At 76.5% G+C, this 10,150-nt stretch carries 10 protein-coding genes and 1 pseudogene; 4 read left to right on the top strand and 7 right to left on the bottom strand.

What is annotated here, in order from left to right:
* Positions 1 to 138: 138 nt before the first annotated feature.
* From GTR02_RS15725 to GTR02_RS15715, 3 genes are all read left to right on the top strand, one after another.
* Positions 139 to 972, top strand: coding sequence for an SAM-dependent methyltransferase (locus GTR02_RS15725; protein ID WP_166608440.1), 834 nt, complete (start codon positions 139 to 141; stop codon positions 970 to 972).
* Positions 973 to 1,043: 71 nt separating this feature from the next.
* Positions 1,044 to 1,823: a TetR/AcrR family transcriptional regulator gene (locus tag GTR02_RS15720; protein ID WP_166608439.1), complete on the top strand. Its 780-nt coding sequence runs from the start codon at positions 1,044 to 1,046 to the stop codon at positions 1,821 to 1,823.
* A gap of 125 nt (positions 1,824 to 1,948) precedes the next feature.
* Positions 1,949 to 2,332, top strand: a complete 384-nt coding sequence (locus GTR02_RS15715; protein ID WP_166608438.1) for a response regulator transcription factor — start codon at positions 1,949 to 1,951, stop codon at positions 2,330 to 2,332.
* Positions 2,333 to 2,341: 9 nt separating this feature from the next.
* Here GTR02_RS15715 and GTR02_RS15710 read toward each other — a convergent pair whose 3' ends face one another.
* The 4 genes and pseudogenes from GTR02_RS15710 to GTR02_RS15695 form a co-directional block, all read right to left on the bottom strand.
* Positions 2,342 to 3,055 (bottom strand): dihydrofolate reductase family protein, encoded by a 714-nt coding sequence (locus tag GTR02_RS15710; RefSeq protein ID WP_205709395.1) that lies wholly within the window; start codon positions 3,053 to 3,055, stop codon positions 2,342 to 2,344.
* A 98-nt stretch (positions 3,056 to 3,153) separates the two neighbouring features.
* Positions 3,154 to 3,744 (bottom strand): annotated as a pseudogene (ribA, locus tag GTR02_RS15705) (GTP cyclohydrolase II); the annotation flags it as partial.
* A gap of 81 nt (positions 3,745 to 3,825) precedes the next feature.
* Positions 3,826 to 4,287, bottom strand: coding sequence for a SufE family protein (locus tag GTR02_RS15700; protein WP_166608435.1), 462 nt, complete (start codon positions 4,285 to 4,287; stop codon positions 3,826 to 3,828).
* Positions 4,284 to 5,183, bottom strand: coding sequence for a rhodanese-like domain-containing protein (locus tag GTR02_RS15695; RefSeq protein WP_166608434.1), 900 nt, complete (start codon positions 5,181 to 5,183; stop codon positions 4,284 to 4,286). Before GTR02_RS15695 ends, GTR02_RS15700 begins: the two co-directional genes overlap by 4 nt.
* A 220-nt stretch (positions 5,184 to 5,403) precedes the next feature.
* Here GTR02_RS15695 and zapE point away from each other — a divergent pair, with 220 nt between their 5' ends.
* A complete protein-coding gene (gene zapE, locus GTR02_RS15690) occupies positions 5,404 to 6,468 on the top strand; it encodes a cell division protein ZapE (RefSeq protein WP_338073852.1) in 1,065 nt (354 codons plus the stop codon).
* On the opposite strand, the gene GTR02_RS15685 is transcribed toward zapE, so the two are convergent.
* From GTR02_RS15685 to treZ, 3 genes are all read right to left on the bottom strand, one after another.
* Positions 6,424 to 7,620 (bottom strand): HoxN/HupN/NixA family nickel/cobalt transporter, encoded by a 1,197-nt coding sequence (locus GTR02_RS15685; protein WP_166608441.1) that lies wholly within the window; start codon positions 7,618 to 7,620, stop codon positions 6,424 to 6,426. The two genes, zapE and GTR02_RS15685, sit on opposite strands and share 45 nt — an antisense overlap.
* Positions 7,621 to 7,678: 58 nt before the next feature.
* The gene (locus tag GTR02_RS15680) at positions 7,679 to 8,338 is read right to left on the bottom strand and encodes an NUDIX hydrolase N-terminal domain-containing protein (protein WP_166608432.1); all 660 of its coding nucleotides are present in this window, start codon (positions 8,336 to 8,338) and stop codon (positions 7,679 to 7,681) included.
* A gap of 14 nt (positions 8,339 to 8,352) precedes the next feature.
* The coding region (gene treZ / locus GTR02_RS15675) for a malto-oligosyltrehalose trehalohydrolase (protein WP_166608431.1) at positions 8,353 to 10,150 on the bottom strand (1,798 nt) is incomplete at its 5' end.

Here is a 10,150-nt window from a genome sequence, read left to right as displayed (position 1 = left end):
CGCCGCGCTGCGCCGCTGGGCCGCCGACGCGGGGCTGCGCGCGGGCCTGCGCGCCGCCGCCCGCCGCCGTGCGGACCGGCTGCCCCGCTGGACGGACACCGTCGCGACCGTCGGCCGCGTGCTGGCGGAGGTGGCGGCGTGAGCGCAGGTGCGCCGGAGCCCTTCGACGCCGGCTGGCTGGCGCTGCGCGAGCCCGTCGACCACGCCAGCCGGGCGGGCGGCCTGGAGGAGGAGCTCGTGCGGCACCTGCTCACGCGCCCGACCGGAGGGGCGCGGGACGCGCGGGTCCGCGTCGTCGACCTCGGGGCCGGCACCGGCTCGACCCTGCGGCACCTCGCCCCCCGGCTGGCGCGGCTGGGCCTCGCGGCGCCGCAGGACTGGACGCTCGTCGACCACGACGACCGGCTGCTGTCCCGGGCGCTCGCGGCCCCGCGCCCGCCGGCCGCCGCGACCGTGCGCACCCGCCGGGCCGACCTCGGCGACGCGGCGGCGCTCGCGGACGTCCTGGCGGGCGCGGACGTCGTGACGGCCTCGGCCCTCCTGGACGTCCTGACGCCCGCGACGGCGGCCACGCTCGTCGGCGCCCTCGCGGCCGTGGTGCCACGCGCCGCCGTGCTCGTCGCGCTCACCGTGACCGGCGGGGCCGGACCCCGGCCGGCGGACGCGCGGGCGCGCGAGGTGGCGGCCGCCTTCGACGCCGACCAGCGCGCCCACGGGCTCGGCCCGGACGCCACCGCGCACGTCACGGCCCTGCTGGAACCGGTGTGGCGGGTGCGCGCGGCCGCCTCGCCCTGGCGGCTCGGCCCGGCGCACGGCGAGCTGCTGGACGCGTGGTGGCGCGGCTGGACCGCTCCGGCCCTGCGGGCCGCCGGCCCGGGCGGGGACCTGGCGGCCTGGGCGCACGCGCGGCGCACCGACCCGGCGCTGCGCGCCGAGGTCCCGCACCGCGACCTGCTGGCCCTCCCCGTCTGACCCGCCCGCGCGGGCCCCGCGGCGGGGCCCGTCGGGACGTGGCTCAGCGCCACCGTCCGTACACTCGCGGCGTGACCGGGCGCTGGGTGGTGAGCGACGGGCTCCCGCCACCCGGCAGCTCCGCCGACCGGCTGCTCGACTCCGCCGAGCGCCTCGTGGCGCTGGACGGCCTGCAGGGCTCCTCCTCGCGGGCCATCACCCTCGCCGCGGGGCACCGCAACAGCAACGCCATCGCCTACCACTTCGGCGACCGCCTCGGGCTGCTGTCCGCGGTCGCCTACCGGCGCACGGTCGGCATCGACCGCCGCCGCGTCCGCGAGCTCGCCGACCTCGAGCGCGACGACCGGACGCGCGACCCCGAGGCGCTGGTCCGCGCGCTGGTGCGGCCGTTCGCGGCGGAGCTCGCGGGGCACACCCCGAGCTACTGGGCCCGGTTCAACGAGGCCCTGCTGACCGGCTACCCCCTCGACGCGCTGGGCCGCTTCACCGCGGAGGGCGGCACCCTGCCCAGCCTGCGGGGACTGGTGCGCACCCTCGCCCACGCGCGCGACCTCGCCGCGGGGGGTCGCGAACCGCTGGCGAGCCGCCGGGTGACGCAGGTCGTGCGGATGGGCGTCACGTCGCTGGCGTGCTGGGAGCGCGACTGCGACGCCGGTCTGCTGGAGCGCTCGAGCCTCGACGCCCTGACCGCGGACCTCGTGCGCACGGGCGCCGCCGTCCTCACGGCGGCGGCACCCGTCACGCCGGGGAAAGCGCTCGGCACGCGCGCGCCGGCGGCGCCGGCGGCGCAGACGTCAGATGTCGAGGCCCTCGACGGCGGGTCAGGACCTGACGTGACGGTTCACGTCTAATACACTCGCGTTACCGCGGGGCGGTGCTGCCGGGAGAGAGCCCCGGCGCCGCCCCCTCCGGCCCAGCGGCCACGAGTGGAGGTTCTGCGTGTCCGGATGCACCGGGGTCGGCGGGCCCGACCGTCATGGTTGAGGCCCCGCAGGACGAGCGCGGTCACCGCGTGGAGGCGGGGCCGTCCGGTCTGGACGTCCTGCTCGCGGCCGCCGCCGAGCACGGCGTCGCGGTCGCCGAGACCGGCGAGGGTCGCGTCGTGTGCGTGCCCGAGGCGCAGGTGCACGAGCTCGAGGGCTTCGCGGGACCCGCGGGCCGCAGCCGCGTCACCCTCACCCCGCGCGAGGCGGAGATCCTCCAGCGCGCGGCCCGGGGGGACGCCACGGCCACCATCTCCGCCGACCTGGGGGTGGCGATGAACACCGTGGCCCAGCACCTGGTCGCCGTCCGCCGCAAGTACCGCGTGCGCAGCACGACCCTCGCCGTCGAGGCCGCCCGTCGCGACGGGCTCGTCTGACCCGCACCCTCAGGGGTGCGGTGCGGCCTCCGAGGCCCCGACGCGGAGGTCCAGCTCGCAGCACACGTCCTCGCCCAGCAGGTGGTGACGCACGGGTGGGCGCCGGCAGTCGCTGAGCGGTTCGACGTCGGGCAGGGCGAGACCGCGCCGGCCGCCCCGGCCGATGACCACGGGGGCGATCGTCAGGAACAGGCGGTCCACGACGCCCGCGGACACCCACCGGCTCACCGTCACCCCGCCGCCCTCGACGAGGACCCGGGTCAGGCCGCGGCGCGCGAGGGCGTCGAGCACGGCCCGCGGCGGCAGCGAGCCGCCGGGGGCGCCGACGACCACGTTCTCCGCGCCGGGCGAGGGCAGCGGCCGCGTCGTGACCCACAGCGTCCCCGGGTCGCGCAGCACGCGGCGCGCGGGCAGCGTCCCGCGCGGGTCCAGCACCACGCGCACGGGGTCGGGCCCCTCGACGGCGCGCACGGTCAGCCGGGGGTCGTCGCGCGCGACCGTGCCCGGGCCGACGACGACGGCGTCGGCGAGGGCGCGCAGCCGGTGCAGGTGCTCGCGGTCCTGCGGCCCCGTCACGTGCACGGCGTCACCGGCTGCGGTGGCGATGCAGCCGTCGAGGCTCTGGCCGAGCTGCGCCACGACCCCCGAGCGCCCGTCGAGCAGCAGGCGGCGGTAGCGCTGCACGAGCGGGTCCCCGGCCAGCTCGTCCAGCGCGGCGGTCACGACCGCCTCCTGGTCCAGGCGCGCGAGCCGCAGCAGCGCACCCCACGCGCCGGTCGGAGCCGGTGCCACCGGCGGGTCGGGCCGTCCCGGGGCCAGGGTCACGACACGCCGGGCAGCCGGTGGCCCATCCGGTCGCGCTTGGTGCGCAGGTAGCGCACGTTGTCGGCGGTCGTGCTGACCGGCAGGTCGCGGCGGCGCAGGACCGGCACCCCGTGCCCGCGCAGCGCCTCGACCTTGACGGGGTTGTGGGTCAGGAGCTCGACGTCGCGCACCCCCAGGTCGCGCAGCACCGCGGCCGCGCCGGTGTAGTCGCGCGCGTCGACCGGGAAGCCCAGGTCGAGGTTGGCCTCGACGGTGTCCCGGCCCTGCTCCTGCAGCGCGTAGGCGGCGATCTTTTCCGCGAGCCCGATGCCGCGGCCCTCCTGCCCGCGCAGGTACAGCACGACCCCCCGGCCCTCGGCCGCGACGAGGTCGAGCGCGTCGTGCAGCTGGGGACCGCAGTCGCAGCGCAGCGAGCCGAGGACGTCCCCCGTGAGGCACTCGGAGTGCAGCCGCACGAGGACGTCGTGGCCGTCCCCGAGGTCGCCGGCCACGAGGGCGAGGTGCTCGACGCCGTCGGCCTGCCGGTACGCCACGGCCCGGAAGGTGCCGTGGACCGTCGGCAGCCGCGCCTCGGAGACCCGCACGACCGGCAGGTGCGGGTGGGGCCTCGCCGGGACCTCGACGAGGCGCTCCGGGGTGTGGGTCAACGTGTGCTCCTCGGGAGGGACTCAGGAGGTGGCGGTCGCCACCCGGACCTGACGCTTGACGCGGGCGAGCATCCCCGCCAGACCGCGCATCCGCAGCGGGCTGACGGCCTGGTCGAGCCCGAGCCGGGACCCGACGTCGGCGGGCACCGCCAGCACCTCCTGCGCCGACAGGCCGCCGAGGCCCTCGGCGAGGATGCCCGCGAACCCGCGGGTCGTGGGGGCCTCGCGCGGCGCGGAGAAGTGCAGGTGCGTCGTGGAGTCCCCGTCCACCTCGACGTCCACGAACACCGGGGACTGGCACTCCTCGACCTTCTCCATCAGCTCGGGGTGACCCTCGAGCCGCGGGGGCAGCGGCGGCAGCCCCTGGCTGAACTCCAGCAGCAGCTGCAGCCGGTCGGCGACCGGGAGGGCGTTGAAGTCCTCGACGATCTCCGCCAGCGCGGGCGGCAGCCCGGCGGTCAGGTCCTCGGTGCCGGCCGTCATCGGGCGGGCACCTCGCCGCGCTCGGCGCCGCGCACGATGGGCACGCGGACGCTGTTGCCCCACTCGGTCCACGAGCCGTCGTAGTTGCGGACGGTCGGGAAGCCCAGGAGCGCGGACAGCACGAACCACGTGTGGCTCGAGCGCTCGCCGATGCGGCAGTAGGCGATGACGTCGTCGGCGGGGTCGAGGCCCTTCTCCTGCTGGTAGATCGCCTCGAGCTCGGCGCGCGGCTTGAACGTCCCGTCCTCGGCCGCGGCGCGCGCCCACGGGACGCTGTCGGCGCCCGGGATGTGGCCCCCGCGGACGGTGCCCTCCTCGGGGTAGTCCGGCATGTGCGTGCGCTCGCCCGTGTACTCCTGCGGGGAGCGGACGTCGATGAGCTTGCCGCCGAGGTGCGCCAGCACGTCCTCCTTGAAGGCGCGCACGGCGCCGTCGGAGCGCTCCACCACGGGGTAGTCGGCCGGGGTGGGGGTGGGTGCGTCGGTCGTGAGCTCGCGGCCCTCGGCGGCCCACTTCGTGCGGCCGCCGTCGAGCAGCCGGACGTCGGGGTGGCCGAACAGCGTGAACACCCACAGCGCGTAGGCGGCCCACCAGTTGTTCTTGTCGCCGTAGATGACGACCGTGTCGTCGCGCGCGATGCCCTTGCGGGACATGAGGGCCGCGAACGCGGCACCGTCGACGTAGTCGCGCGTGACCTCGTCGTTGAGCTCGGTGTGCCAGTCCACCTTGACCGAGCCGGGGACGTGACCGGTGTCCCACAGCAGGACGTCCTCGTCGCTCTCCACGACCTTCAGACCGGCCTCGCCGAGGTGCTGCGCGAGCCAGGCGGTCGTGACGAGCTTCTCGGGGTGGGCGTACTCCGCGAGCTTGGGGTCGGGGTCCAGCGGCAGGGTCACGGTGGTTCCTCCAGGCGTCGTGTCGCGCCACCGCTCGGCAGGGGTGCCGTGGCGCGTCGTCAGCGGCAACACCCCGGCTCCGGCGGACGTTCCCAGGGGCGTTCCCGGGCTCGGATCCTCCCACGGCGGCCTCGGGGCCCTGCACGCGCGTGACCAGCGCCACGCGCCGCCGCGCGGCGCCCGCGGGGTCGGGGTGTCCGCGCGTCACTACGCTCCTGGGGTGAGCAGCCCCGAGGACACCGCGGTGCCGTCGCTGGCGGCGCGCAGCCCCCGCGTCCCGCCCGAGCAGCTCGTCGCGGAGCTGGTGCCGCCGCCGCGCTTCGGCGACGTCCGGTTCGCCAGCTACGTCCCGGCGCCCGACCAGCCGACGCAGGCCGAGGCCGTGCAGGCCATGGAGGACTTCGGCGGCACCGTCGTCAGCGTCGGCCGGGAGCGCCCGGGCGGCCTGGCGGGGCTGTTCAAGCGGCGGGCCCCCGAGGCGGCCGGGTCCTCCGGCATCTACCTCGACGGCGGCTTCGGCGTCGGCAAGACCCACCTGCTGTCCTCGCTGTACCACCAGGTCGTCACCGAGGGCGGCCGGCGGGCCGCCTACGGCACCTTCGTGGAGTACACGAACCTCGTGGGCGCGCTGGGCTTCCTGCCCGCGGTCGAGGCGCTCGCGGACAACGCCCTCGTCTGCATCGACGAGTTCGAGCTCGACGACCCGGGCGACACCGTCCTGATGTCCCGCCTGATGCGCGAGCTCGTCGACCGCGGCGTGCGCCTGGCGGCGACGTCGAACACGCTGCCCGGGGCGCTGGGGGAGGGGCGGTTCGCGGCGCAGGACTTCCAGCGCGAGATCCAGGCCCTCGCGGGCCGCTTCGACGTCGTGCGCGTCGACGGCGAGGACTACCGCCACCGCGGCCTGCCCGCAGCGCCCGAGCCCCTCGACGACGCGGCCGTCGAGCGCGTCGCCGCGAGCCGCGAGGGGGCCACGCTGGACGACTTCTCCGCCGTGCTGCGCCACCTCGCCGACGTGCACCCGAGCCGCTACGGCGCGATGGTCGCCGGCACGAGCGCGGTCTGCCTGCGCGGGGTGAGCACGGTGGGCGACCAGATGGTCGGCCTGCGGATGGTGGTGCTGGCCGACCGGCTCTACGACCGCGACGTGCCCGTCGTGGCGTCGGGCGTGCCGTTCGACGCGGTCTTCACCACCGAGCTCGTCGAGGGCGGGTACCGCAAGAAGTACCTGCGGGCCGTCTCACGCCTCTCGGCGCTGGCGCGCGACGGGGCCGCTCTCGCCTGACCCGGCGGCGCCCCCGCCCGACCCGGCTGCGCCCGACCTGGCTGCGCCCGACCCGCGCACGCCCGACGCAGGACCGGACCGGGCGCGCGCCGTGGACAGCCGCCACCACAGCAGCGCCCCCAGCCACACGAGCAGGAACAGCGCCGCCACGGCGTACCCCACCGCGCCGGTGTCCAGCGCGGCGATCCACGTGCTGGCCGCGTCGCTCAGCTGCAGCTCGTCGTGGGCGACGGAGACGAGCTGGACGGTGCCGATGGCCAGCGCGACCGCGACCGAGACGCCCGTGACCACGCCGTTGTAGGCCAGGCGCCGCAACGGGTTCGCCAGCGCCCAGTCGTAGGCGAGGTTCATGAAGGCCCCGTCGAGGGTGTCGAACAGGGACATGCCCGCGGTGAACAGCACGGGCAGGACCAGCACCGCGTACCAGGGCAGCGTGACGGCCGCCGTGCCCGCGAGCACGAGCAGCGCCACCTCGGTCGCGGTGTCGAAACCGAGGCCCATCAGCAGGCCCACGGGGTAGATCTGCCGCGGCGAGCGGATGCGGCGGGTGAAGCGCGAGAGCAGGCGCGCGAGCGCACCGTCCAGGGCGAGGCGCTGGTGCAGGGCGGCGTCGTCGAGCTCGCCCCGGCGGCGCTGGCGCGCGGTGCGCAGGACGCCCAGCAGCGCCGCGAGGTTCACGAGGCCGATGACCCAGAGGAACACCCCGGCCGCCGTCGTGCCGAACACGCCGAGGGCGTCGTGCGCGGGCGTGCCCTCGGTGACCAGGCCGCTCGCGAACTTCGCGCCGGTCGCGATGACGACGGCCATCGCCACGACGACGCTGGAGTGGCCGAGCGAGAACCAGAACCCGACCGACAGCGGCCGCTGCCCGTCGCCGGTCAGCTTGCGCGTCGCGCCGTCGATGACGGCGATGTGGTCGGCGTCGAAGGCGTGCCGGACCCCGAACACGTAGGCCGTGAGGCCCAGGCCCCACCCGAACACCTGGGCGCCGACCGTGTGCCCCGCGGGGACGACGACGAGGCCCAGGACGCCCCAGCCGACGACGTGCAGCGCCAGGACGACGGCGAGCAGCCGGGCCAGGCGCCGGCTGTCGGTGCGGTCCCAGCGGCGGCCCGCGGCGCGCGTGGCGGAGGTGAGCAGGGCGTCGGACATGCGGGCTCCCTCGAACGGCTTGTTGCATCTCGGTCGCAACAAGCGGGCAGCCTAGCCCTCAGTCCCACTCCGTCGGCAGGTCCGGGTCGCGGTGGTGCAGCAGCACCCGCTCGAGCTCCTCGCGCACGACCCGGATCGTCGACAGCTCCGGGAGCTCGTCGAGGGAGAACCAGCCGACCTCGAGCGTCTCGAGGTCCTGCGGGGCGATCGGCTCGCCCACGACGCGGCACAGGAAGAACAGGTGGAACACCGACACCGGCAGCGGCGGCTGCAGGCCCCGCACGTCGCGTTCCCAGACCGCGACGAGCTTCACGGCGGCGACCGGGTACCCCGTCTCCTCCAGGACCTCGCGCACGGCGGCCTCGCCGGGCCGGTCGCCCGGGTCGGCCCAGCCGCCGGGCAGGGACCAGCGGCCGTCGCTGCGCTCGCGCAGCATGAGGAAGCGCTCGCGCTCGTCGACGACCGCGGCGCGGACGTCGACCTTGGGGGTCGCGTAGCCGGTGTCGCCGCCCAGGTCGAGGCGGAGGGCGGCGGGGTCCGTGCCCGACACCGCGGCCAGGAGCTCCGTCGCGAGGTCGGCGACCTGCCGGTAGCGGGCGGCGTCGTAGTCCTTCGCCGGGTCGGCGTCGGCGTAGGACAGGCCGGTCTGCGCGATCGCGGCCAGCCGCACGGCGGCGCGCCGCACGCGGTCGGCCGCGTCGACGTCCTCGCCGCTCACGCCCTCGTCGCCGCTCACGCCCCGGGGACGGCGACGCGCACGACCGCGACCGACTCGCCCACCAGGCGCACGCCCCCGCTGAGCAGCTCGGGGGTGTGCGGGGCGTCGGTGTGGGCCAGGACGACCTCGACGGGGTCGCCGGCCACGGGCACGTCGGCCCCGCCCCCGGTGCTCACCACGACGCGGAACGCGCCGCGGTGCAGGACGACCCAGTTCTCGTCGACGTCGACGCGCACGTCGCGCAGGTCGTCGGCGCGCAGGTCCGGCTCGGCGCGGCGCAGCGCCAGGAGGTCGGTGTACCAGCGCAGGACGCGGGCGTGGGCCCCGTCGCCGACCTCGTCCCACCGCAGCACGGAACTCTCCCGCGTGGCCGGGTCCTGCGGGTCGGGGACGTCCTCGGCGGACCAGCCGTGGTCGCCGAACTCCGAGCGGCGGCCCTTGCTGACCGCGGCGCCGAGCTCGGGGTCGGGGAAGTCGGTGAAGAACTGCCAGGGCGTCGAGGCGTCCCACTCCTCGCCCATGAAGATCATCGGCGTGAAGGGCCCCAGCAGGTACAGGGCGGCCCCGGCGGCGAGGCGGGCGGGCGGGACCAGCGCGCCGATGCGCTCCCCGACGGCCCGGTTGCCCACCTGGTCGTGGGTCTGCAGGTAGCCGAGGAAGGAGTGCCCGCCGACGCGCGCGCGGTCGACCCTGCGGCCCCACTGCTCGCCGCGGAAGGAGGAGAACCGCTCGGCGTGCCAGAAGGCCTCGGTGAAGGTGGTCGCGAGCACCTCGGGCGAGCCGAAGTCCGCGTAGTAGCCCTGCCGCTCACCCGTGAGCCACGCGTGCAGGGCGTGGTGGACGTCGTCGTCCCACTGCGCCGTCATGCCCCGGCCGCCCTGCGCGGTCGGGGTCACCATGGCCGCGTCGTTCAGGTCGCTCTCCGCCACGAGCGAGAGGGGGCGGCCCAGCTCCCGGGACAGCTCCGCCGTCTCGTCGGCGAGCTGCTCCAGCACGTGCGTGGGGGAGTCGTCGACCAGCGCGTGCACGGCGTCCAGGCGCAGGGCGTCGACGTGGAAGTCGCGGAACCACCGCAGCGCGTTGTCGACGATCCAGCGCCGCACCTCCACCGACCCCTCGTCGTCGAGGTTGACCGCTGCGCCCCAGGGGGTCTCGTGCTTGTCGGTGAAGTACGGCCCGAACTCGCCGAGGTAGTTGCCGCTCGGCCCGAGGTGGTTGTACACGCAGTCCAGCGCGACCGCGAGACCCTTCGCGTGGCAGGCGTCGACGAAGGCCGCGAAGGCCTCGGGCCCGCCGTAGGGCTCGTGCACGGCGTAGGGGGCGACGCCGTCGTAGCCCCAGCCCCAGCGCCCGTCGAACGCCGACACCGGCAGCACCTCGACGACCTCGACGCCGAGGCGGACGAGGTGGTCGAGGCGCTCGGTCGCGGCCGCGAAGGTGCCCTCGGGCGTGAACGTGCCGACGTGCAGCTCGTAGAAGACCGCGCCGCGCGCGTCGCGGCCGCGCCACGCCTGGTCGCTCCAGCGGAAGGTGGTGGGGGCGACGACGGCGCTCGGGCCGTGCACGCCGTCGGGCTGCCACCCCGACCGCGGGTCGGGGCGCGGGTCGGAGGCGTCGAGGCGGAAGGCGTACCGCGTGCCGTGGCCCGCGCCGGGCACCTGCCGGCGCCACCACCCCGGCCGCGGCAGGTCCGTGCGCGTCATCGCGTGCGCGGTGGACTCCCCCCCGGACTCGACGACGACCTCGACCTCGTGCGCTCCCGGCGCACGGCCACCGTGTACGTGGCGTCCAGCGGACGCCCCTCCTGCGCAG

It is taken from the genome of Kineococcus siccus (genome assembly GCF_009906795.1).
GTDB lineage: Bacteria > Actinomycetota > Actinomycetes > Actinomycetales > Kineococcaceae > Kineococcus > Kineococcus siccus.
The sequence above is the reverse complement of the archived record's forward strand: the minus strand, read 5'-3'. Positions and strand labels throughout refer to the sequence as shown.